19 protein-coding genes are annotated in these 23,879 nt (G+C 61.5%); 10 read left to right on the plus strand and 9 right to left on the minus strand.

The genetic code is table 11. The features are described 5' to 3' along the window. The first annotated feature begins 301 nt into the window (after positions 1 to 301). The 8 genes from NKH02_RS25080 (at position 302) to NKH02_RS25115 (ending at position 8,615) form a co-directional block, all read left to right on the plus strand. Positions 302 to 424, plus strand: a complete 123-nt coding sequence (locus tag NKH02_RS25080; protein WP_352882354.1) for a hypothetical protein — start codon at positions 302 to 304, stop codon at positions 422 to 424. Between the two features lie 424 nt (positions 425 to 848). Further along, complete coding sequence (locus NKH02_RS25085; RefSeq protein ID WP_352882356.1) at positions 849 to 2,063, plus strand: hypothetical protein; 1,215 nt, start codon at positions 849 to 851, stop codon at positions 2,061 to 2,063. Continuing rightward, complete coding sequence (locus NKH02_RS25090) at positions 2,060 to 2,506, plus strand: three component ABC system middle component (RefSeq protein WP_352882358.1); 447 nt, start codon at positions 2,060 to 2,062, stop codon at positions 2,504 to 2,506. Before NKH02_RS25085 ends, NKH02_RS25090 begins: the two co-directional genes overlap by 4 nt. Next, on the plus strand, positions 2,503 to 4,362 hold the full coding sequence (locus NKH02_RS25095) for a DUF3732 domain-containing protein (RefSeq protein WP_352882360.1): 1,860 nt from the start codon (positions 2,503 to 2,505) through the stop codon (positions 4,360 to 4,362). The genes NKH02_RS25090 and NKH02_RS25095 overlap by 4 nt, the downstream gene beginning before the upstream one ends. A gap of 347 nt (positions 4,363 to 4,709) precedes the next feature. Next, positions 4,710 to 5,507: a septum site-determining protein MinC gene (gene minC, locus NKH02_RS25100; RefSeq protein ID WP_352882361.1), complete on the plus strand. Its 798-nt coding sequence runs from the start codon at positions 4,710 to 4,712 to the stop codon at positions 5,505 to 5,507. Positions 5,508 to 5,580: 73 nt separating this feature from the next. Next, positions 5,581 to 6,396 (plus strand): septum site-determining protein MinD, encoded by an 816-nt coding sequence (gene minD, locus NKH02_RS25105; RefSeq protein WP_352872825.1) that lies wholly within the window; start codon positions 5,581 to 5,583, stop codon positions 6,394 to 6,396. Beyond that, positions 6,393 to 6,665, plus strand: coding sequence for a cell division topological specificity factor MinE (minE, locus tag NKH02_RS25110; RefSeq protein ID WP_024501686.1), 273 nt, complete (start codon positions 6,393 to 6,395; stop codon positions 6,663 to 6,665). The genes minD and minE overlap by 4 nt, the downstream gene beginning before the upstream one ends. A 456-nt stretch (positions 6,666 to 7,121) precedes the next feature. Beyond that, positions 7,122 to 8,615, plus strand: a complete 1,494-nt coding sequence (locus NKH02_RS25115) for a coiled-coil domain-containing protein (RefSeq protein ID WP_352882364.1) — start codon at positions 7,122 to 7,124, stop codon at positions 8,613 to 8,615. 116 nt (positions 8,616 to 8,731) lie between these two features. On the opposite strand, the gene NKH02_RS25120 is transcribed toward NKH02_RS25115, so the two are convergent. The 6 genes from NKH02_RS25120 to NKH02_RS25145 form a co-directional block, all read right to left on the minus strand. After that, complete coding sequence (locus NKH02_RS25120) at positions 8,732 to 10,516, minus strand: ABC transporter ATP-binding protein (protein WP_352882365.1); 1,785 nt, start codon at positions 10,514 to 10,516, stop codon at positions 8,732 to 8,734. A gap of 9 nt (positions 10,517 to 10,525) precedes the next feature. Continuing rightward, positions 10,526 to 11,560, minus strand: a complete 1,035-nt coding sequence (locus tag NKH02_RS25125; RefSeq protein WP_352882368.1) for a glycosyltransferase family 2 protein — start codon at positions 11,558 to 11,560, stop codon at positions 10,526 to 10,528. Positions 11,561 to 11,563: 3 nt separating this feature from the next. Beyond that, complete coding sequence (locus tag NKH02_RS25130) at positions 11,564 to 12,670, minus strand: glycosyltransferase family 2 protein (RefSeq protein ID WP_352882370.1); 1,107 nt, start codon at positions 12,668 to 12,670, stop codon at positions 11,564 to 11,566. Positions 12,671 to 12,674: 4 nt separating this feature from the next. After that, positions 12,675 to 13,826: an acyltransferase family protein gene (locus NKH02_RS25135; protein WP_352882372.1), complete on the minus strand. Its 1,152-nt coding sequence runs from the start codon at positions 13,824 to 13,826 to the stop codon at positions 12,675 to 12,677. After that, complete coding sequence (locus tag NKH02_RS25140) at positions 13,826 to 14,014, minus strand: hypothetical protein (RefSeq protein ID WP_352882374.1); 189 nt, start codon at positions 14,012 to 14,014, stop codon at positions 13,826 to 13,828. Before NKH02_RS25140 ends, NKH02_RS25135 begins: the two co-directional genes overlap by 1 nt. Positions 14,015 to 14,248: 234 nt before the next feature. Continuing rightward, complete coding sequence (locus NKH02_RS25145) at positions 14,249 to 14,410, minus strand: hypothetical protein (protein ID WP_352882377.1); 162 nt, start codon at positions 14,408 to 14,410, stop codon at positions 14,249 to 14,251. A gap of 118 nt (positions 14,411 to 14,528) precedes the next feature. On the opposite strand from NKH02_RS25145, the gene NKH02_RS25150 reads away from it, so the two are divergent. After that, positions 14,529 to 15,410: an EamA family transporter gene (locus NKH02_RS25150; protein ID WP_352882379.1), complete on the plus strand. Its 882-nt coding sequence runs from the start codon at positions 14,529 to 14,531 to the stop codon at positions 15,408 to 15,410. Between the two features lie 53 nt (positions 15,411 to 15,463). Here the strand turns inward: NKH02_RS25150 and NKH02_RS25155 are convergent, their stop codons facing one another. Beyond that, the gene (locus tag NKH02_RS25155) at positions 15,464 to 20,224 is read right to left on the minus strand and encodes an autotransporter outer membrane beta-barrel domain-containing protein (RefSeq protein ID WP_352882381.1); all 4,761 of its coding nucleotides are present in this window, start codon (positions 20,222 to 20,224) and stop codon (positions 15,464 to 15,466) included. 217 nt (positions 20,225 to 20,441) lie between these two features. Then, on the minus strand, positions 20,442 to 21,218 hold the full coding sequence (locus tag NKH02_RS25160; protein ID WP_352882383.1) for an AraC family transcriptional regulator: 777 nt from the start codon (positions 21,216 to 21,218) through the stop codon (positions 20,442 to 20,444). A 420-nt stretch (positions 21,219 to 21,638) separates the two neighbouring features. On the opposite strand from NKH02_RS25160, the gene NKH02_RS25165 reads away from it, so the two are divergent. Then, positions 21,639 to 22,778: a helix-turn-helix transcriptional regulator gene (locus tag NKH02_RS25165; protein WP_352882419.1), complete on the plus strand. Its 1,140-nt coding sequence runs from the start codon at positions 21,639 to 21,641 to the stop codon at positions 22,776 to 22,778. 97 nt (positions 22,779 to 22,875) lie between these two features. Here the strand turns inward: NKH02_RS25165 and NKH02_RS25170 are convergent, their stop codons facing one another. Beyond that, positions 22,876 to 23,805, minus strand: a complete 930-nt coding sequence (locus NKH02_RS25170; RefSeq protein WP_352882385.1) for a LysR family transcriptional regulator — start codon at positions 23,803 to 23,805, stop codon at positions 22,876 to 22,878. Between the last annotated feature and the right edge of the window lie 74 nt (positions 23,806 to 23,879).

Consider the following 23,879-nt stretch of genomic DNA (forward strand, 5'->3'; position numbering starts at 1 on the left):
CGACAAAACCGACCAGAGCTTCAACGCCATCATCCATCTCGCCGCCGCCGTGATAAACTCCAGATGAATCTCAACAGGCCCTAGATCGCAACAGGCCGGCCCTTCGGTGGGGCGCACAAGGGCGGAGGCGCCGAAGTTGCGCCGCCGGGATCGCGGGATGGCGAGTTCCGTGCTGGAGGTCGAGGGTGCGCACCGCGGGCGACGAGGCGCTGATCGACAGGCTGGGCCATGAGGCGGTCTGGCAGGCCGCGCGCAGAGGCAAGCGGAAATCCTAGCCAGGCACAGCGAGAAGATCCGGAAATTGAAAGGCGGAAAATACCGCCTCTATTCGCGCAAGAAGGACGAAAGGACCGGCAAGCGGCGCAATCTCGGCACGTTCGATACCCGCGAAGCGGCCGAGAAGCATGAGAAGGAGGTGCAGTAGTTCAAGCGGCATTGAGGGGACCTGTTTGGGCTTACCTCTGGGCGGTCGCGATGGCGATACCTTCGCACACAACCGTGGCCGGTTTGATCCTAGTTCCACTAACGGCAGGAATGCGCCGCTTATCGGTCATTTGGACAGTGGGACCTTCCACTGAAAGCGGACATACTCGCCGCCTCCGCACAGACTGAGTTGGACAGAAAGTTCCAGAGTCCTGCCGGTTCCGGACGGGCCGAGACTCATCTACCGAGCGAGAAACGCCAAGTCTTCAATACCCGAGAAGGCGAAGTCAACGACAGAATCGGTTAAATTGATATGGATCTTAGCTTCAAATCCCATTGTTAGTAAATTGAAATAGCGATTGGCAGCTGCTAGGTGTCGGGGTAATAACTTGGGGGCGTGTTTTCTCGAATTCTGTTGGTAGGCCATGAGCGGAAGGTCGCGTGTCGATACGACTAGTGCAGAAGATAAATCAATTGGTTTCGACTACCAGTATTATTACTTTCTAAATGAGCTGCTAAATCTGAAAATCGGCCAAGTTGTGGGCTTGGAGGTTTTAGATGACGTTCATATCGAGCGTCCCGACGGCACTAATCTACTTGTCCAGCTGAAGCACACAGTTCAGACGAGCGCACAGGGCGCTCCTATCAACCTTACGACGATGGACAGTGATCTTTGGAAATCGATTTCGAACTGGTGCAAATTGATCATCGATCCGGCGGATGGACGGGCGTCGGTGGATTCTCAGCTTGCCTTTCTTAAAAAGACCAGCTTCCTGCTCGCATCCAACAAGTCAGAAAACGACAAAAACGCCCTTCTGATATCCATTGAAGCCTTCAAAGCTGCCACCAAAAGTCATGCTGAGCTTGTCGCTGATATCACGTCGCTCAAGGCGAAAAGCAAAGACCAGGTGATTCAAGGCTACATCGATGACGTGCTCTCACTCGACGCCGCCGTGTCAGAGAGGTTTTTTGAGCACCTGTCGTTCGCTTTGGGGAAGGACGAAATCATCAACCTATGTAGAGCGTCCATCGCCGAGAAGCAGATACACCAATCCCGTATTGACGACGTTTTTCACGCCATCGACTCAGAGGTGCGGCAAAATTCCTACGCCACCGTCAAGGCAGGGCAGAAAATCACGATCAGCTTTGACGAATTCACCCAGAAATACCGACGGTATTTCGACAAAGCTCGGAGCGGCGGTCTGCTTTTCAGGAAATTTCCGCCTGTTTTGCCGGACAATCTCCTCGACCAGACATTCATCAAGCAATTGGTGGATATCAATGACATCTCGGAAGATAACATTGAGTTTCATACGAAGTTCACCACCAGGCGGCTGCACTTTCGCGATAACATGGAACGACTGATCCAGGACGGGGATATCACCCAATCCGATATTGACGAATTGGAGGAAGAGGCTTCCGTCATGTGGGAAGGCAAGTTCCTCCAGGCCTACTCAGGCCAACAGTCAACTGGTGACAAGGGCGCATCTGCCCGTGCGATTGTCGGAGATTTGCGGCAGAGAAAGCTGACGCTTGCTTCGCAGGAGCTTCCGGTACCCATGAGCCATGGCGGGTTCTACGATCTCTCTGATCGACCGGTGATTGGCTGGTTGAGCGACTGGAAAGACCGCTACAAGTGAAGTTCAGTTCATATTACAACAATCTCGGGATCAATGCGTTCGCGATCTCCTCTGTGCTGAATGAGGCGGGATTTCTAACGATTCCCCAAATTGCGTTGATTTTGCCAGTTGTTGCGCACCGTCAGATGGTAAAAAAGCTTGCAGATGGCAGATACCGCTTTGTCAGTTTTGAGCAGTATCTGATCGATAACATCGAATTCTTCTACAATTTCAATGAGCGATACTTTGCGTCGCTTAATCCGACCGTCAATGCCCTCCAATTTTTGTATGAGATGGGCGTTCTTCAATTGAAGGGCGACGGCGCGGTGATTGCGTCTGATCTACCCTTCGACGCATCGATGGGCAAACGCGCCGAGCGCGTTAAGCGCGCGTCACCAAACATAGCTGCCCTGGTTTCCGGCAATGCTGAAGTTTTCTACCTCAATGCGAGGATCGAGCTATGAAATTCTACATCGAAAGCCTGCACTTGTGGTTCACGACCGAACAAAGAAGGTCTGTTACGTTCTTGCCGAACAAGGTGAATGTGATCACCGGAGACAGCCACACGGGTAAAACCGCCATCCTGGACATCGTCGATTATTGCATGTTCGCGAGCAAGCATCGGATTTCTGAGAGCATTATCAACGAAAATGTCGCCTGGTACGGACTGCGCATTCATGTGAACGATAAAATCTATACGCTGGCAAGACGCGCACCGGCAGGAACGACCACATCGTCTGATTACTACTTCTCCTCAATAGGGGAAGTGCCGTACTCCGCGCCAATCCCGAATATCAGCGAAAGCGTTTTGAAAAAGCAATTGAGCGCTGACTTCGGCATCGACCAAGACGTCAAAATTCCCTTTGGCGGGAGAACGCTGCAAACCGGCTCTAGGGTGTCTCTGCGATACTTCCTGCTCTTCAACACGATCTCTCAAGATATAATCACGCATAGCGATCAGTTTTTCGACAAGCAGAACGAGCCTCGCTATCAAGAGGCGTTACCACGCATATTCGACATTGCTGTGGGGATCGACACGGTCGAGAACATACTGAAGCGAGAGAAACGGGCTGAGTTGGAGCGAAACCTCGCCCGCCTTGAAAAACTGACCGCGAAAACGGAGGAAAAGCGCGATCAGTTTAACGCCCAATTGGCTGAAACCGTCGCGCGGGCGAAGGGGTACGGACTCGTTGCCGACGATACAGACGCAGATGCTTCAGTCGCCGCGTTGAAGCGAATGGTGACAGATCGGGAGAGTGGCCCCGATCTGTATGTATCCGCGCAGTATGAGGAGATTTCTTCGCAGATATACCGAGTTTCTCGAAAGATCAGGGGGCTTCGCAAATTCGCTTCGGAGTATGGAAATCATAAGATGACCCTCATGGAGACAGCGGATAGCCTCCAGCCCGTTGAATATCTGATGAGGAACTACGAGGAGACGGTTCGTACATCCGTATTCGACGACATCCTCAGGAACCTTTCCGGGGGTCTACAGCAGATTAAAGACGCTACTGCTCGAAAGACGCCGTTGGACAGTAACATCTCCGGAATTATCAAATCATTGGAAACTCAGCGCCAAAGGCTCGAAAAAGACCTTCAAGCCCTTCCCGTCGAGATGGAGAGCTTCGAGACCGACAAAGATAAATATATCTTCATCGGCGAAACGAAAGCCAAGCTTGAGCTGTACGGCGATCCAGAATCAGAAAAGACTCCAGACAACAGTCAGTTGATCGCAAACCTGGAAGCTGAAATCGAAGACCTCGCTGTGTCACCTATCAACGACCGGCAAGAGCTGTTCACCAGGACCCTTGATGAGGCAATCCAAGAATATATTTCTCTAACAAAGGCAGCGCTCGGGAACTATGGCGAATATCGTTCTGCCTTCAATTACTCGGAAAAAAAGCTTCATCTGCGCAGGCCCAGAACAGCATCGACCGAGAACGTCGGCAGCAGTTCAAACCACATGTTCCTCCACCTGTTTCTGTTCCTTGGTCTGCATGAACTGATCATGCGGAACGACGGCATTCACGTGGCACCGTTCCTGATTATTGATCAGTTCTCTAGGCCTTACTGGGGCGAAGATGATCAGAAGGACGGGGAGGGCGAGAAGGACGTCGACCAGAGCGATGTCGCAAAGGTCAAGTTGGCACTGGAGCTTTTAGACCAGTTCATCACTACGGCAAATGAAATAGGAAAAGAGTTTCAGATGATTGTCTTCGAGCACATAAATCCGCGATATTGGGACGGGCTCAAGAACGTGCACCTAGTTGAAATTTTCCGAGATGGAAACGCTCTGATCCCGGTTTCCAGGGTGGACTAGGGCGTATCGGGCGCGAACGTCTGCCAATGTCCGCAATTGATCTGAAACCGCCATCAGCAACCTATTCTAGTGGCCGTTCTTGGTGAGACCAGCGCTGCCGTTTCGACCGTTACGAGGTCGGGAGCGGTACGGCCGCTATTCGACGCCTTTTTCGACAGAACTGGACTGACGACCCCCGGCCCATACCAGGACAGCAAGTGCGTCGCCGGGTAGCGGCCGCAACCGGCGTTTAGCCCAAATCCCAATTTCTCGAACAACTGCCAAGTTGCCACCATCCCCCCCCCCCATTAACCATTCGTTAACCATTCCCTCGCTAGCGTTTACCTCTCAGTAAGGATTCGCCAGCCGTGACTTTTGCCGCTCCCCTCGAGGCCAAATCCATTCGCTTTCGTGCCCGTTCCTTCGTCGCTTTCACGCTGACTCCGGAAGATCCCTTGGCGGCCTGGCTGGAGGGGCTGGATCACTGGATCGGCAACTCGCCGGGCTATTTTTCCGGGCGGCCGGTGGTGCTTGATCTCAACACCTTGAAGCCCGATGTCGCCGCGATCGAATCGCTGGTCGACGTGCTTGGCCATCGCGGCATCCGCATCTACGCCATTGAGCTCGACGGCCACACCGCACTCGAGCCCAACCTGCCGCCGGTGCTGGTCGGCGCCAAGGAGGCGACGACGGATGGCCTGCTGCCCGGCCGCAAGGCGCGGGAGGATGTTTCCGGAGAGGGCAAGGCCGAGGGCAGGGCGCCTGAAGCCGGCCCGGGCGGCAAGGCTGGCGCAAGCAAGGTGGACGAAAGTGAGCCGCAGGTTGCGCCCGAAGCATCCGGTACGCTGATGATCAAGGCGCCGATCCGCTCCGGCCAGGCGATCGTGCATCCGCATGGCGATGTCATCGTGCTGGGTTCGGTCGCGTCCGGCTCGGAGATCATCGCGGCGGGCTCGATCCATGTCTACGGCACGCTGCGCGGGCGCGCTTCGGCGGGTGCGCTGGGCAACAAGGGCGCGCGCATCTTCTGCCGCAAGAACGAGGCCGAGCTGCTGGCGGTCGACGGCTGGTACGTCACCGCCGAGGAGATGGAAGGCGTTTCGCGCGGCAAGCCGGTGCAGGCGTTTCTCGACGGCGAGAGCCTGCGCGTTGCGACGCTGAGCTGACATTCGTTTCGATATTGGGGCGGCCGAGCCGGCTGGCCAAGAACAACAAATGAACAACAACGGAGGCTTTTCAATGGGCAAGGTAGTGGTGGTCACCTCGGGCAAGGGGGGCGTCGGCAAGACGACCTCGACGGCGGCCCTTGGTGCCGCGGTCGCCAAGACCGGCAAGAAGGTGGCGCTTGTCGATTTCGACGTCGGCCTGCGCAACCTCGACCTGATCATGGGCGCCGAGCGGCGCGTGGTGTTCGACCTCGTCAACGTCATCCAGGGCACGGCGAAGCTTTCGCAGGCGCTGATCCGCGACAAGAGGGTGGATACCCTGTTCCTGCTGCCGGCCTCGCAGACGCGCGACAAGGATGCGCTGACCGAGGAGGGCGTCGGCGAAGTCATCGACAAGCTGCGCTCGGTGTTCGACTACGTGTTCTGCGACAGCCCGGCCGGCATCGAGCGCGGCGCGCAGCTCGCCATGCGCTTCGCGGACGAGGCGGTCATCGTCACCAATCCGGAAGTGTCGTCGGTGCGCGATTCCGATCGCATCATCGGCCTGCTCGACGCCCGCACCATGAAGGCCGAGCAGGGCGAGCATATCGCCAAGCATGTGCTGGTCACGCGCTATGACGCGGCCCGCGCGGCTCGCGGCGAAATGCTGTCCATCGACGATGTGCTGGAAATCCTGTCGGTGCCGCTGCTCGGCATCATTCCCGAGAGCCAGGACGTGCTGCGCGCCTCCAACCTCGGTTCGCCGGTGACGCTGTCGGAGCCGCTCAACACCGCTGCCCGCGCCTATCTCGACGCGGCAAGGCGGCTCGAGGGCGAGGAATTGCCTGTCATCGTGCCCTTCGAACGCAAGGGCTTCCTCGATCGTCTTTTGGGAAGGAGGGCGGCATGAACCTGCTCGACATCTTCAAGCGGCGCTCCAGCGCGCCGGTGGCGCGCGAGCGGCTGCAAGTGCTGCTCGCCTATGAGCGCCGCAACCGCAGCCAGCCCGACCTCGTCTCCATCCTGCGCGAGGAGATCATGGCCGTCATCGCCAAACACGTGCAGATCGACCAGGACTACCTCCAGGTCTCGATGGACCGCGGCGAGACCATGTCGACGCTGGAAATCGACATCCAGATACCCAACAAGAGCGCCGTGCCGCTGGCGATGGCTGGGTGACTTTTTACCCTCCCCCTTGTGGGGGTCCGAAGGACGGGCGAGACCCGCGGCTCGCCCCGGCAAGTCGATCCGCAACGCGGATCGGGGTGGGGGGCGGCGCCAGCACCCCCACCCGGACCTTCGGTCCGACCTCCCCACAAGGGGGAGGTAGGGAGCCCAGTTTTTTGCGCAGTTCCATTCCGCATCTCCATAAGAGCGCGCTATCCGCCGGCGAGCAGAGCGCGTCTCACCCTCCCCCTTGTGGGGAGGGTCGCTGCGAAGCAGCGGGGTGGGGGTCAGTGCGGCGCTGCAGGCTTTTCCACGGCCGCGGCATTGGTTGCTGGCGGCATCCAATCCCAAATGTCCCAAATTAACTTCGTGCCAACGGGGGGCTTCCCCTACGCAATCGGCGGATGTAAGGATATATTAGCAATTCGTTAAGTTTCCAGTCGAGGTGTGCGTAAGGGGAGTTCGGTCATGAACTTCAGAGGCCTGATCAAGCGTGCTGAAGAGGTAGACAAAGCAGTTCAGGACCTGCAGGTCGAATTGGCCGATCAGGACCTGCAGATCGAATTGGCGGACGCGCTGGATGCAAGTCTGGACGCCGAAGACCTGGCTTCGCCAAAGAGCGATGATGTCCCCGATCCCGCCGCGGGTACCGACGACCCGCCACCCGAGGCCAATGCGGCCAATGGGGATAGTGCGAAGAACGCGGACAGTGCGGATACGGACAGTTCCGAAAGCGCGCCACGACTGACGCCTCATACCCAGACCCGACTGGCCGCATTGAGTGCCTTTGAGGGGCTCTTCCATGACGCCAGGGATTATCTGGAGGAGATCAACGACAGACTGTCGGAGATCGGGACCTCACACCATTTGACGCGCGAATTCCTCAACATCCTCCACAACGACATTCTTCGCGCCAACGAGCTGGAGCTTACAAATGCGGGCCTGGCCGCCGAACAAAAAACGCTGTCGGAAAAGCTGCACGACGCGGTGAGAAAGCTGCGCGAGCGTGAAGGCGCTTTCGAAGTGCTGCAACAGCGCGAGACAAGCCTGGTTCAGGACAGGGAGGCGCTTCGCGCGGCGCTTGCCGCGACAAGGCTGGAACTCGTGGAGACAGCCAATGCGAACGCAAAACGCGAGGCGGAGTTCGGCGACATCGCCAAGCGGCTGACCGGCAGAACGGTCGAGGCCAACAGGCGCTTGCGCGAGAGCAAGATGCTGCGGGAAAAGCATGTCAACCTGTCGATCGAGCTCGACAAGGCGCTGAAGCGGGAATCCCAGGCGCGCCACAGGCTCGACGAGCTCTCGACGATCCATGCCAGCGAGGCAGCGCGGCTTGCGGAACTGCTGGCCGCGCTCGGCAAGAGCGAGAAGGAGGAGATGCGGCTCCAGAAGGCGCTTGAGGCCGCGCAGGCGAAGCTGTCGGAAACAACCGAAGCGGCCCGCATGATGGAAGGCGACAGGGAAGCCGAGCTGGCTCGCGGTCAGGCGGAAATGCGCGGGTTGGGTTCGGAGATCCAGAATCTGCAATCGCGACTGGAGCAAGCCTCGAACGAGAACAGCGAGGCCACCAGCGAGATCGCCAGGCTCAAGACTGAACTGAACGACACCCTTGCCGAAAAGAAAATCGCCGACGAAAGATTGTCGGCTCTCAGCCATGAGAACGAAAACGACAGGATGAATCTTTCGAAAGTGAACGCCAATCTTTCGCAGCTTGCGCTGCAACAGGCATCGGAACAGATACAGTTCGACGTCCAGAGGCAGGAGTGCGAGGACCTCAAGGCCGAAATCGTGTCACTCAATGCCCGGATCAAGGAGTTGCTGCCCTACGAGCGGCTCCACAAGGCCACCAGCGGCAGACAGCGCGAGGGCGGCGGCGTGGTCGAGATCGCCGGAGTGATGGCGGAGAAGGCACGTACAACGGGCAGGCGGCGCATCCGCAGGAACCTCCGCGCCACGACATAGCTCAATTCGTCATTCCAGCGTCTCCGCGACGTCGCTTCGCTCCCGCTCCGCCGGGCCGGCACCTCACCCGGAGAGTAAACCAATGGGGCGCCGGGCAATCGCGGCCCGGACCCTTGTCAGTCGAGCGGCTCGTGCTGGTAAAGCTCGTCCATTGTGAGCGATGCCAGGGCGCCGAAAGGCGCCTGCTTCTTCACCCGGCCGCCGCTGAGGATAACCACGTCGTCGCAGAACGAGATGGTGCTGTGATGGTGGCTGATGACGATGGTCGTGCGGCGGCCGGCTCTCGACTTCAGGGTCTCGACGATGGCCGCTTCCGACAGTCCGTCCACCGCATTGGTGGCTTCGTCCAGGATGAGGAGATCGGGATCGCGCACCAGGGCCCTGGCCAATGCGATCCGCTGCCTCTGTCCCGCCGACAAATTGACACCCCTGTAGCCAACCAGTGTCTCGTAACCCTGAGGCAGCCGTTCGATGAATTCATGCGCTTCGGCCAGTCTCGCGGCGCCCTCGGCGTCGCTGGCCGTGGCCGCATCCTGCCCGTAGGTTATGTTTTCAAAAATGGTGCCATCGACCAGTTCCAGCTCCTGGCTGGCCAGTGCGATGTGCCGGCGCCACTGGCTGGCATCGATCCGGTCGAGGGGTGATCCATCGATTAGGATCCTGCCGGTGTCCGGTTCCACGAAGCGGCACAACAGATTGACGATCGTCGTCTTGCCGGCGCCCGAGCGGCCGATCAGCGCCGTCGAGCGGCCGCTGCCGATTTCGAACGTCGCCGAATGCAGCACCACTTCACGCCGGTCCGTGCCGGAATAGGTGAACGTCACATCATCGAACTTGATGCCCTGGCGCAGACCGTGGAACGGCCCGTCGCCTCGCGGCGGTTGCGGCTTGCCAGTGGGATCCAGCATCCATGTCACCTCTTCGAGCGATCCGCTCAGGCCCTGCAGCTGGCTCCATGACCCTTGCAGGGCCCGCATATGCGGCTGCAGCCTGTAGAGCAGTATGACAAACGCGATGATCAGCGGAAAACTCACTTGCACCAGCCAGGCGCCGATCACCACCGCCAGGAACAGCATGGCGTGGAGAACCTCCGTCAGCGGCGGCAACGCTCCCTGGCGCACAAGCAGGGCGAAAGAGGCGCGGCGAACCGCATCGGACGCCGTATCGAATATCGCCTTCTCCCGGCTCTCCTGTCCGAAGATGCGGATCAGGCGTCCGGCATGAACCAGATGGAGCATCTGCGAGGCGAGGTGGCTGTTGCGCGAAGCGACGCTGCGGCTGGGCTCTTTGAGATTGGCCGAGAGGATGGCGTGCGCGATCTGGACGAGCGCCAGTCCAAGCGTGACCAGCAGCGTCATGCGCCAGGAAAGCAGCAGCAGGAAAGCCAGCAGGATGATGGCGGCCGATGCGCTGACGATGGCCGACAGCATGATCTGGATCGCATCCGACGCCCGCCAGGATTCGTTGGAGATGATGTTGAGCAGGCGTCCGGGACTCTGCCGCAGGAAGAAGGGGTAGCCGACCCGCAAGAGCTGCTCCGACAAGGCGCCGCGGATCGAATGACTTGCCTTGCCTGAGATGAAGGTCGTCAGCAGCGTGTTGGCGAAGGCAAAAACGTTCTTCAGGATGATCGAGCCGAGGATGGCGACCGAAATGGCGACAAGCCGGTCGCGTTCGCTCAAGCCCGATCCGACGTGCTGGAGGACAGCGGAGAAACCGGCCATTCCCGCCGCATCCCCGTGTCCCATGATGATGCCCAGCAACGGGATGATCAGGCCGATACCGAACCCTTCGAGGACGGCGCTGACCAGACCGAGAAGCACCACGGCCGGAAGCAGGCGCAGTTGCCGCTTTCCGAACGCCCGGAACAGCATCGGCAGGCTTGGCGGTAGCAATGGCATTATAGCGTTTCACCTCGCCTGGGCGTTGGCTTGCTGATCTTGCCGCAGCGGCTCGGCCCGCGGCCTTCTCGCCAGCAGGAGAATCGCGAATTTGGCCGCGCCGAGCAAATTCATGGCGACGATCGGCCAGTGCGGCAGGTTGAGTTCACGATCGAACGCAGGCCCACCCGCCAATTCCCGAAAAGCCCCTCTTACGGCCCAGTAGAAATGGCGAAGCAGCCAGGGCGCATGGCGAACATGTTTCAGGCAGAGCCCGCCATTGCCCAGACTGTAGTCGCGGTGAAGCTTTTCGATGGATCCGCGATCCCGCCGGCCGTGATGATGGAGCACCGTCATGTCCGGGACATACTCGACCGCGAAGCCGAGCAACACCGCCCGCACGAGGTAATCGGTGTCCTCGGCCGAGCGCAATGGTCCGCCGGCGCCGAAGCGTTCGTCGAAATAACCGATGCGGGCCGCGACATCGCGGTGCATCGTCATGTTGCAGCCCACCACAAAGCCGCCGGGATGAACATCTGGTGTCAGCCGCTCGCGCACCCGCGACCGCTTGATGGTGAACGGCAGATCCCTGGGATCGCCAAGCTCGACACGGCCTCCCCGGATGAGCCATTTTTCCCCGGACGCATAATGTCGCTCCAGATCGCGCAGGTAGTCGCGATGGACCGTGCAATCATCATCGACGAAGACCAGCACATGGCCGCGCGCGCGCCTCAGCCCGGCGTTGCGGGCAGCCGCCAATCCCGGGCGCGGCTCGCAAATGGCCGTGAATGGAATGTCCGACAGTTCGGCGATGCTGGCCAGGCGTTCGGCCGTGCGGTCGCTCGAACCGTTGTCGACGACCACGAGTTCGGCCGCGAAGCTGGCATAGGCGCGGCACGCGGCCTGCACCGACTTGATGCAGGCCTCCAGCACCGCGACACGGTTGCGCGTACAGATGATGAAGCTGACTTCCGGCGCCGATCGTTCCGGGCGGGGCCCGGCCGGGGCAAGGTCAAGCGCCGCCGAACGATCGCGCTGCAGGGGTTGGTGGGCTTTAACGATCATCCCTCAGCCCGCCTGATAAGGTGCCAAAACCGCCGCGGCGGGCGCGGATTTGAAGAAGTATGCCATGGCGTCCGCTTGCCTGCTGGCCGACAGCGAGGCGAGGCTGAACCATGGCGCCCAGGCGCCGGGCCGCAGCGCATATTGCTCGCGGCGCCGGATGGCGTTCCACTTCGCGGTCCGCGTCAGCAATTCATGCGTCAGCGGAGGGTGCCTTTCGTCGGCTACGAGCTGGTAGAGGAAATAGAACAGGTTGAGCGCGCCGGCCTCGAAGCTCGACCGCGTCGCGGCCGGCAGGGAGCAAATCTCCTCCTCCAGCGCGACGATGAAGTTGGCCGCACGGGTAACCGTGTCGGGGGTGACGGCATCGCCGATGTCGCGCAGGTCCCGCGTGGCTTCCGCCAGGCCCTCGCGCTCGAGGTTCTCGGCCACGATCCGCAAATGCGTTCTGCGCATCTCCTTGACGTGCCGGCTGGTCACGCTTGCCTGATGGACGCGGTAGACGACCAGGTTTTCGGGCATCATGGCTGCCGGGTAACGGCCGGCCAGCCGCCTGAAAAGATCGAAATCCTCGGCGTGCCTGTAGGTCTGGTCGTAGTGGAGAACGCCGTCGTTGACGATCTTCCTGTTGTAGACCACCGTCGGGTGCATGAAGATCGTGAAGAACATCGCCAAAATAGGGATGCGGCCGAACTGGAACACCGGATCGGGCTTGCCCTTGGCGATGCGGCCGCGGATCAACATGTCGACGCCAGCGCCGCAGAAGCCCAACTCGGGCCGCCGTTCAAACAGCGCGACCTGACGCGATAAGCGCCAGGGATAGGCGACGTCGTCGGCGTCCATCCGCGCGACCAACTCGCCCCGAGCGACCGCCAGCCCTTCGTTGAGCGTCGCGACGAGGCCACGGTTTTCGCGCGAGATGATCGAGATGCGGCTGTCGGCCTCCCGGTATCGCTCGAGGATCTCGAGCGAATTGTCGGTCGACCCGTCATCGATCGCGATGATTTCCAGGCGGCCATAATCCTGCCGCAGGATGCTTCCCAGTGCGGCGGCGAGATAGGGCCCCGCATTGTAGACCGGCAGCAGAACGGAGACGAGCGGCGCGGCGGTCATCGTGTCACATCCGTTCGCTGGAGGTCGAGCGATGGCGCGCGGCCATCGGGCGCACCCTCGCCAGCCAACCGCCATGGCCGGCCTGCGCGGCATGGGCGCGCGCGACATAGGGGAAGTGGCGCTTCAGGCTGTTGAGCGGTCTTTCGAAGACCACCCAGGAAATCGAGGCCACGACGATCGTGGCGGCGCTTGCAACCAGGAACCGCTCTGGCCCTTGCTCCGAGACGTTGAGCGGAATCCAGGGCTGCGACTTGACGGCGAGCGACAGCAATATCGGATGATAGAGATAAACGCCGTAGCTGATGCGGCCAAGCGCAAGCAGCGGCGGCAGGTCAAGAAGCTTGCCGATTGCGCCGCCAAGGCCGCTCGAACAAGCGGCAACGATGGCCATCAGCGGCACCAGGGGCAGGACTTCCCGCAGCAGCCAGCGGGCCCATTCCAGCATCGGATCGGCGGGCGCCGGGACAAACCACTCGATCATCAGGAATGCGGCCGCGAAGGAAGGCCAGCCCAGCCGCACCCATTGCGGCAGGCCGGCGCCCCTGGACCGCCAGCAGGCAAGCAGTGCACCCGACGCCAGCGCATCCATGGATGCCGGCGGCAGCAGGTCGCGCGCCAGCGCGGGGGTGGCGGTGATCGGCCAATAGACGCGATAGGCCAGCGACAGCGCGATGACGCCGATGCAGATCGCTTCGAAGCGGCGGCGTGGGGCCAAAAGGACGACCAGCGGCCAGGCAAGATAGAACTGCTCCTCGATGCTCAGGCTCCAGGAATGGCCCAGCACCCAAGGGTTCCAGTCATTGTGCAGCGCATACCAGAAATTCGACAGATAAAGCGCATGCCAGACCAGCGACCCCCTGGACTGGTCCAGGTCGACCAGCCAGACGAAACCCAGGACGGCAAAATAGGGCGGGAATATCCGCAGCGCCCGCCTGATGTAGAAGGATCGCAGCGCAGGGCCGGTCTCGAACTCGGCGGCCGAACGCGCTTCCAGGAGCAGGCGCGTGATCAGGAAGCCGCTCAGCACGAAGAACAGCCGCACGCCGATATGACCCCAGAAGGAAGATCCCCCCGCCGCGAAGAAATGGGAGTACATCACCATCGTCACGGCGACGGCCCTCAGTGCATCCAGTTGAATGTCGCGGGCGTTTCCCATCAGCGGCTTTCGCCGGCGTGATGTCCGCGATGAAGCCGCCAGCCGGCCGTTTCGAGCGGCAGGCCGAAGCGGACGAGGCCCGCCAGGGCGCCGGCATCACCAATTCCGGCCTTTGCGAGTCCGGCCGGGCAGGGCTCGAAATCGACGTACGGACAGCTCAATTTGGCCAAGCTGGCGGAATCCTCCACGGCCTATGTCCAGTCGCAAACAAGTCCCCCAGGAATGGTTCGGCTATGGCATTGTGCAGCGCAACACAAAAAATCTACCCAGCTGAAATACTTAAGTGAGCAAGCGCTAAAAAATCGGCAAAACTGCCCCGATTTCCAGCTTTTTGGCGGCTTTCTCTAGAGAATCAGCCTTGTTTGCGCGCTGCAGCATGGTCGCCGGTTTTTCGCCGATTGCCCGCACGGTCCCGACCGCGGCTATTCAGCGACGATGACCGCCTGCCTGGTGATGCGGCCCGCGACCTGGTGGGTTGCGGCACTATCCATCACACCGCCTCCGCTGGTGCTGGGCGGCAATTTCAATGTGCTGTCGACGGACATCTTCTTCGCCGTGGTCGGTGCCCGGGTAGGTTGCAGCATGCCCGCACTGCTTGCCCCAGCAGGCAGTTGCCTGCTGCCTCACGACAGGTGGGCCGGTTCGCCCTATTTCCATGCAGCCAGGCGGGTTTTGGCCCGGCGGCAGGGAGGACGAACCAAAGTGACATTGACGTCGGTTGCCCGTCGCGAAGCGGCGCCCTTGCCTGTCGCGGCGCTGATGGGGGCCATGGTGTCGATCCAGATCGGCGCCACCTTCGCCAAGGGCCTGTTCCCGCTGATCGGCGCGCAAGGCACGACGACGCTGCGGCTCGTCGTCGGCGCGCTGATGCTGATCGCGGTGCTGCGGCCCTGGCAGGTGCGACCCTCGCGCGCCACCATGCCGTGGCTGGTCGCCTATGGGGTGACGCTGTGCGCGCTCAACCTCCTGTTCTACGCCGCACTTGCCACCATTCCGCTCGGCATCGCGGTGGCGCTGGAGTTTTCCGGTCCGCTTCTGCTGGCGACGCTGGCCTCGCGGCGCGCCAGCGACTTTGCCTGGATCGCGCTGGCGGTGGCCGGCATCGTGCTGTTGTCGCCTTTCGTCCGTTCGCTCCAGCCGCTCGATCCGACCGGGGTGATGCTGGCGCTGGCGGCCGGCGGCTTCTGGGCGCTCTACATCGTGCTGGCCCAGAAGGCCGGCGCGGAACTGGGCTCGCGCACCACCGCGTATGGGATGGCCATCGCTGCCGTTCTGGTGCTGCCTTTCGGCGTGGCGCAAGCGGGGACCGCGCTGCTGGCGCCGTCGATCCTGATCAGTGCCTTGCTCGTCGGCCTGTTTTCGAGCGCGCTGCCGTTCTGGCTGGAGATGGTGGCGCTGACCCGGATGCCGGCCCGCATCTACGGCACGCTGACCTGCCTGGAGCCGGGGCTGGGCGCGCTGGCCGGCTTCCTGTTCCTGCACGAGAGCCTGACCACCACGCAATGCGCCGGGATCGCCGCCGTAATTGCCGCGGCTTTCGGTGCCGCGGTCACGTCGAAGCCACCGGTGCCGTCGCCGGAATAGGGGGAGGGCCGGCGGGTTCATGGACCGCGTGGCGATGTCATTTCCGCCTGTTGTCAGAACTTGATGCCGAGATCGACCTTGGCGCCCTGATCGATGCCGCCGCCGCCGAACTGGCCGGAATAGGACAGGCCGAGCGTCGCATTGGCAGCGAGATGCAGGTCGAGCCCGGCTTCGACAAGCGCTGCATCCCTGGCGATCGGCACGCCGGCGATGGTGAAGGCATCGCCGCCGGCGAAGGCGAACGCGGACAGCGGCGCCGTGTCGCCAAAGGCGTGACGCCAGCCGAGCATGCCGCGCGCGGTGGCGTTCATGCCGCCAAGCGCAAGATCGGTGGAGCCGCGCAAGCCCAGCGTGGTGAAGGTGGCGTCGGTGGTCGAGCCGGCACTGGTCAGCGCCGCCGCGCCGCCCGTTTCGGTGAAGCCATCGGTGTGCACGCTGACATAGGCGAGATTGGCGAATGGCTCGAGCTTGAAGCGCCCGGCATCGGCCTTGTAGGCGAGTTCGCCAAAGACCTGCGCGGTGCCGGCGTCGTAGTCGGCCGACAGCGCGTCCGTGAAACCGTTGAAAGCGACGGCGCGTTTTGTCGAGAGGCTGCTCCAGCTGTAGGCGGCACCGGTGCGGAAGGCGATCGCGCCCCAATTGGTGCCGCCGTAGAGACCGAGATGGTAGTTGTCGCTCTTGCCCGATGAATTGCGATCATCGGCGTCAAAACTCGAATGGCTGTAGCCGCCGAGCAGACCGACGCGCCAGCCGCCGACCAACGTATCGGCGCCGGCCAACAGGCCGCCGGTCGAGCGGTCGAAGGCGGCGGCGTTGCCGTCGGAGTCCGTATTGCCCCAGGAACCAAAAGCCTGGCCCCAGACGGCGAAACGATCGGTGTCGGCTGACACCATCTCCGGCCCACCTTCGCCATAGGCCATGACCGGCAATGCGGCCGCGCCAGCATCGCCGAAGGCGGCGCTGATGCGGGCATTCGCTGCATCGCGAACGAAGCGACTGTCCTCGACCAGCATGCCCTTGGCCGAGGCATGGATTTCGCCCGAGAGCTGGTCGAAGGCGTCCTGAGCAGCCGCCTCCGTGGGCAGTTGCATGATGGCGTCATAGAGCGCATTGCCGCTGCCCAGGCCTTCAGCGCCGCCGCCTGTGGCGATCTGGTTGGGCGTCAGCCCGACCGAGGCGAAGGTCTTTTGGACGACATCGAGATAGACGTGATTGGCGTCGTAGCTGTCGACCAGGCCGAGGAAAGCCGCCCCAGTGTCGCCGGTAACCGTGTAGGTCCCGGTGACGCCGCTATCGGCTTGCAACACGGTATAGTGCGTGCCCGCCACATAAGGCGCGCCGTCGAGTTTGACCACGTCGATCAGCGCGCCGCTGTCGATCGTTGCTGCACCCGTCGCATGCAGGAAATCGGAGGTACCGGTCGAGGTGAGTTCGATCTGGTAGATCGAGCCCGCTGCATGGTCGATGTCGCCGGCGACGTTGAGCGTGCCGATCGAATTGCCCGGCGCGATGATGCCGCCCGCTTGCGCCACGATGCCGCCCACCGTGCCGTTGCCGCCCAGCGTGCCGCCCGAGACCGTCACTAGCGAATTGGCCAGCGAGCCGTTCACGGCCAGCCGTCCGCCGCTCACGTTGGTGGCGCCGGTGAAGCCGCTCGAATCGGCGGTCAGGTTGGTATTGCCGGCGATCTGGTTGATCGTGCCCAGTCCGCCGATGATGGCGCCGAAGGCGTAGTTTGCGCCGGTATGATTGAAATTGAGCGCGCCGGTGCCGGCGCCGAACTGCAACGCGGCGGGATCGAAGATGCCGGCGCCCGTCGCCGCGGAGCCTGCCGCGCCGCCGATGTTGAGGTTGCCGGTCGAGCCTGCCTGACTGGCGATCACGGTAAGGCCGTCCACAATAGCGGTGCCGCCGTTGGAGAGCGTCACCGAAGCCGTACCATCAAAACCGATCAGCAGGTCGCCATGCATCTCCCACAGCGAATCCGTGCCGTCGACCGTTGCCTGGCCGGTGGCATCCGCACCGATCGCCATGTAGGCAAAGCCGCCGGAGGCTACGCCGCCATTGGTGACGGTAAGAGTGCCGCTTCCTTGATCGCCAAGGTACAGGCCGTTCTTGTTGGTCCATTTCGAACCCGCGCCGTCGACGGTAACCGCACCAATGGCTGTCGTTGCCCCGCCGACAACGACCGCATCGGCATCTGCTGAACCGCCGTTGGTGATGGAAAGTGTCGCGTGACCGCCGGCGCCCACGGCAAGAACGTCATCGGTGCTCCAGGAGGATCCCGGCCCGTCCACCGTCGCGGTCGCCGTTGCGGTATCGACTTCGCCGAGGCTCGCGGCTTGGTTGGTGAGCTTGCCGCCGTTCAGGATGTTCAGTGCACCGGTGCCCTGGTAGCCGACGAACAGGTCGTCACTGCTGACCGCGCCGCCGTTCGAGATCGTCAGCGTGCCCGTGCTGAGACCGCCGACATAGAGATTCCCGCTGTTCGTCCACTTCGATCCCGCACCGTCGACGAAGACCATGCCGGTCGAGGCCGCCGAGTGGCCAACATAGCCCGAGGCATCGCTGACCGCGCCGCCGTTGGTGATCGCAAGGGTGCCCGTGCCCAAATCGCCGATAGCCAGGTTGGAACTGTTGATCCAGGTCGAGGCGGTACCGTCGACGAAGACCATGCCGGTCGAGCCCGCCTTCGCGCCAATGGCCGCCCAGCTGTTGCTGACCGCGCCACCCTTGGTGATCGTCAGGGTGCCGGTGCCGAAATCGCCGACAAGCAGGTTGGAGCTGCTGGTCCAGGTCGAGCCGCCGTCGACGAACACCATGCCGGTCGAGCCCGCCGATTTGCCAACATAACCCGCGACATTGCTGACTGCACCGCCGTGGGTGATCGCCAGATTGCCGGCGCCGTGATCGCCGACATACAGGTCCGAGCTGTTGGTCCAGGTCGAGCCCCCACCATCGACCATCGCCGTGCCGGTCGAGCCTCCATTGTAGCCCAAATATGCGTCGGTGCTTGTTACCTTGCCGCCCGCGGAAACGACCAGGCTGGCCGTGCCGTTTTGACCAAGAGTCAAAAGCCCGGAATTCGTCCATGTCGAAACCGCGCCATTGACCGTGACCGATCCGCTGGAGCCTGCGTTGACGCCAACAGCGGCGTCGGCATTGCTGACAACGCCGCCCTTGGTGATATCGAGAGTACCGGTGCCGGATTCCCCGACATCCAATTCGCCAGTCATCGTCCAGGTCGAGCCGGCACCGACGGAAGCCGTGCCGACTGAACCCGCATTCACACCTATGTCACCGTACTGGCTGCTGACGGCGCCGCCATTCTTGACGATCAGCGAACCGTTGCCGGAAACGCCGACATTCAAAGGTGCGAATGTCGTGAAGGTCGCGTCATCCACCGTCAGGGAGCCGGTTGATCCCAAATTATTCGCGATTGTTATCGTATTTGAAAACAGCGCCGAAGCGCCATTTGAGATCGTTAGCGAACCCGCCCCATGGCTGCCTATGGAAAGATGGGTTCCGTTCCACGCAGAGCCCGCGCCATCGACCGTCGCCGTGCCGGTCGAGCCTCCGTTGTAGCCCAAATATGCGTCGGTGCTTGTTACTTTGCCGCCCGCGGAAACGACCAGGCTGGCCGTGCCGTTTTGACCAAGAGTCAAAACCCCGGAATTCGTCCACGTCGAACTCGCACCATTGACAGTGACCGATCCGCTGGAGCCTGCGTTGACGCCAACAGCGGCGTCTGCGTTGCTGGCAACGCCGCCCTTGGTGATATCGAGAGTACCGGTGCCGGATTCCCCGACATCCAGTCCGCCAGTCATCGTCCAGGTCGAGCCGTCGACGGAAGCTGTGCCGACTGAACCCGCATTCACACCTATGTCACCGTACTGGCTGCTGACGGCGCCGCCATTCTTGACGATCAGCGAACCGTTGCCGGAAACGCCGACATTCAAAGGTGCGAATGTCGTGAAGGTCGCGTCATCCACCGTCAGGGACCCGGTTGATCCCAAATTATTCGCGATTGTTATCGTATTTGAAAACAGCGCCGAAGCGCCATTTGAGATCGTTAGCGAACCCGCCCCATGGCTACCTATGGAAAGATGGGTTCCGTTCCACGCAGAGCCCGCGCCATCGACCGTCGCCGTGCCGGTCGAGCCTCCGTTGTAGCCCAAATATGCGTCGGTGCTTGTTACTTTGCCGCCCGCGGTGATGATCATCGTGCCGGCGCCAGAATTGCCCACATAGAGATTCGAGCTGTTGTTCCAGGAGCCGGCACCGGTGACGTTGACCATACCATTGGAACCCGACGCGTAACCGAGGTAGCCACCGGTGTTGCTGACCGTGCCGGCGTTCGAGACCGTCAGCGTCCCAGTGCCCCCATATCCAATTGCAAGGTTGGCGAAAGTGCTCCACGAGGAGCCGGCGCCCGTAACCGTTGCCGATGCATTGGCGGTTGCTGAATATGCCAATGTACCGTCTTGACTGGTGAGAGTGCCGGCATTCGAAATGGTGAGATCACCGGTTGAAGAAAAGCCATCTGCTATGGTGAGACCCGCGGCAAAAGCATTTCCGGCGTTGATGACGGTCGGGTTTGTGGTGGTTGTGTTGATAGTGACATTATCGGCCGCTGTCGGCACCGACACAGGGCTCCAGTTTCCGGCGGTAAACCAGTTCGTGGAAACAGTGCCGGTCCAGGTCTCGGCCGCTTTGGCGGCGATTGGCTGGCCAAGACCGACCAGCGCCGTCGACGTCAGCGCCAGATACTTCAACGCCTTCGCCTTGCGGCTTCCAAATGTGTTCCGCAGCATTCAATCCCCTGACATGACAGTCGTTTCACCCTGAGGCTGACATGTCATTGGAGCCTAGCTGTTGTCTTGGGCAGGACCGCACTGGAATTGGACTGGAGTGAGGTGCCGTACTTTTTCCGTGCACTGTGGCAGTTTGGCGCCATCGATCGCCGCGGATCTCGGCTTTCGACGAGAGGGAATCGGAAATCGCGTGTCCGGCTTCCGGGTATCCGGATTACTATCTGGCGCTCGTTGGCGTGTAGCCGAATCGGCGGCGAAAGCAGCGGTTGAAATACGACACATCGCTGAAGCCACTGATCATGGCAATTTCGCTGACGCGCATCCCGCCATTCTGTCTCTGCGAGAGCATCCTGTGGGCCGTCTGCAGGCGCAGTTCGAGAACGCGCTCGGAAAAGCTGATGTCCGTCTCCTGCAGGAGATCGTGAACATAGCGCGCCGACAGGCCGAGTTCCTGCGCGACGCCTTGCGCCGAGATGCCGGGGTTGGCGAAATTGTCGGCGATCTTCGCCAGCACCGCCTGCAGCCTGGCCGCTGGCAACCCGCGTAAGCCGGCTAGTTCGGCAGGCTCGCCTTTGGCGCCTGTCACCAGGCCGATCAAATCGACGATCGTTTCCGTCGCGTGCGCTATCAGATCGGGCGAGACGAGAGGGCGGCCGGTTTCAAGAAGTTGACAATAACGCTTGAGAAAATCGAGAGCTTCGTTCTCGGCGCCGATCTTCAACGCCAGCCTGTCATCGATCCGCGGGAAGGCCTGGGTGAGGACAGCACGGGGGACCACCACGTTTGTCCACACATTGCTGTCGGCACCGTTCATTTTCAGCGCTTCCGATGCAGTGACCAGGACCGCTTCTCCCTGTCCGACACCATAGTCGCGGCCGACCTGTGCGCCGGTCAGCAGCGTGTCGGATTTGTTTATCAGCAGGAGATAACCATCGTTGCCGTCATCGGCGATATTGCTTGCCTTCCTCGTTGCATGGTTGATCGTTCCGGACATCTGGCCAAGAACCAGTGATCCGACAGCCGTTGCTTCGATAGCAGCTTGGAAAGGCAGGTTGTCCGATATTCCGTATTCGACCGACCATATCTCAGCGACGTGGATGTCTTGCCAGAGGGAAAATCGATCGCGATCACTGAGATGCGAGGGCAGTTGAGCCGATGAAAACACCGTCTTTCGCGACAATGGAACACCCCGATGACCACAGCTTCAAAGAATATCGAACGAAATGTTTTCTAGTTCGGGACGGTTAATCATCTGGCGTTCAACTGATTGAATTAGACCCATAACCGAGTATAACGACGCGTGGCGTCACCCGAAAGTATGACGCGGCAAAATCGTTCGAGGTGAGATCGGCTTTTTTTACAATGAGGCGCTGCTCGCCATCCATGGAAGTGGGCACGTGGAATAGGAGGCTTGGTGGAGAGGCTGAGCGGCGAAGTACTTTCTTCGATTGTCGGTGATATCTACGATTGCGTTTTGAACCCCGACGGCTGGGCCGGGGTAATGACCCGGATCACGGAGGCGGTCGACGCCGCCTACACCACCATCGCGCTTGCCAGCACTGCCGGCAATCGTGGCCGCTTCGCGGCTCAATCGCCCTGGGATCCCGTGCAAATGCGCATGCTCCAGGAGGACTATGATTTTGACGCAATTCCCGGACTGAAGGCCGCGATCGTCGGCGACATCGACACGCCCGTTGCGACGTTGTCTCTTATGAGCGAAGCCGAACTCCAGCAGACGCCATTTTTCCAGAATTGGGCCAGACCGCAGGGATTGCGCGAGGCCTGCATCACCAAATTCGTTCATACGCCGGACCGGATCGGGCTCATGGGTTGCACCACGCGGGCCAGCAGGGAGATCATCTCAATCGAAGAACAGCGTTTCCTGGCATTGCTCTCGCCGCATCTGCGCCGTGCTTCCCTGATTGGAGATCTGCTCGATCAGGCCCGCGTTACCGCCGACCTTTATCGCCAAGCGCTCGACCGTCTCGCCGTGCCTGTCGTTCTTACCGGCGCCAACGGAGCAATCCTCCATGCCAATCGGGCGGCCGATCGAATGTTTTCGGCGCAAGGTCCCATTCTTTCTAGGAAGGGCCTGCTTCAGGCGCAGAATCCGGTGACGGCCCGCGCCCTGCTGGAGGCAATCGCCGGTGCCGCGAGCGAGGACGCTTCGCTCGGCTCCCGCGGCATAGGCCTGCCCATTTCCGCCCCGGGTCAGCCGCCCGCCGTCGCCTATGTATTGCCGTTGACCGAAGGAACCGCCCGCGCGGCTTTCCGGCCGGCATATGCCGCTGTCTTCGTGTCGACGACGACGTCTTCCTCTCCGCTTCCTGAAGCCGTCCTCACCGCGCTGTTCGACCTGACGCCCGCGGAGGCGCGGGTCCTGCTGCGCATCGGCAGCGGATTGTCCGCGTCGAAGAGCGCGCTGGCGCTCGGCATCGGCGAAAACACCTTGAAGACCCACCTCAACCGTATCTTCGCCAAAACCAGCACGAGACGCCAAGCCGATCTCGTCAAGCTCGTTTCGGACATAGCCACGCCGCTTGCACCTCAGTGATGGCGCCCAACGCGACGTTGCGCAATGGCTGCAGGTTGACGATAATTCGGCGCAACGCGCACCCCCTTTGCGTGCCGGCCAATCACTGTGGCAACCCTCACCGCCGCCAGGGCGGTTCCGGCGCGAAGCGCTTGCCGATCCAGTCGGCGAAGGCGCGGGTCTTGGCGGCTTGTCCCTTGGCTGAGGGCGTGACGACATAGATCGCGCCTTCGTCGGCCAGCGTCCAGTCCTCCAGGATTGGCACCAGCCGTCCGTCGGCGAGCTCGCGGCCGACCAGCCAGTCGGTGCTCATCATCAGGCCGACGCCTTGCACGGCGGCCTCGACAAGCACCTCGGCATCATCGGTGACCAACGGCCCGGATACCTCGACGCGCACGCTCCGCCCCTCGCGGTCGGTCATCTCCCAGGCCGGAAAGGTCTGGAAGCCGCTGAAGCCCAGGCAGGAATGTTCGAGCAGCGCCCGCGGTGTCTCCGGCCTGCCCCTTCGGGCGAGATAGGAGGGGGCGGCGCAGAGCAGCCGCCGCCGCGTCGCCACCTTGCGCGCCACCAGGCGCGAATCCTCCAGCGCGCCGAGCCGCACGGCGACGTCGAAATTCTCGGCGACCAGATCGGCGAAGCGGTTGGAGAATTCGGCCTCGATGCGGACATCGGGAAATTCGGCAAGGAATTGGGGCAGCAGCGGCCCGATCCACATGCGCCCGAACGTGCCGGGCAGCGCCAGCCTGAGCAGGCCGCGCGGGCCGCCGCCGGCATGTGCAGACGCGGCAGACTCGGCCTCGTCCACGGAGGCGAGGATGGCGCGCACCCGGACCATGAATTCGGCGCCCGCTTCCGTCAGCGACACGCTGCGCGTCGTGCGATGGAGCAGCCTGACGCCCAGCCGCTCCTCCAGCGATTGCAGCCGCCGCGACAGGATGGTCGCGTCGCGCCCGACACGCGCCGCCGCCCTGGTGAAGGAGCGCGCCTCGGCGATGGCCGCGAAGGCCACCATTTCGGCAAGGGTCATCGGCTCGTGAGATTGCTGCATAAGTCACATTACTGAAATGTAAAAGGCAAGGATTATCCAAACATATCGCAGCAGATAGCTTCACTCAACCCATT

Origin of the sequence: Mesorhizobium sp. M1396 (assembly GCF_040317725.1) — a bacterium.
GTDB lineage: Bacteria > Pseudomonadota > Alphaproteobacteria > Rhizobiales > Rhizobiaceae > Mesorhizobium.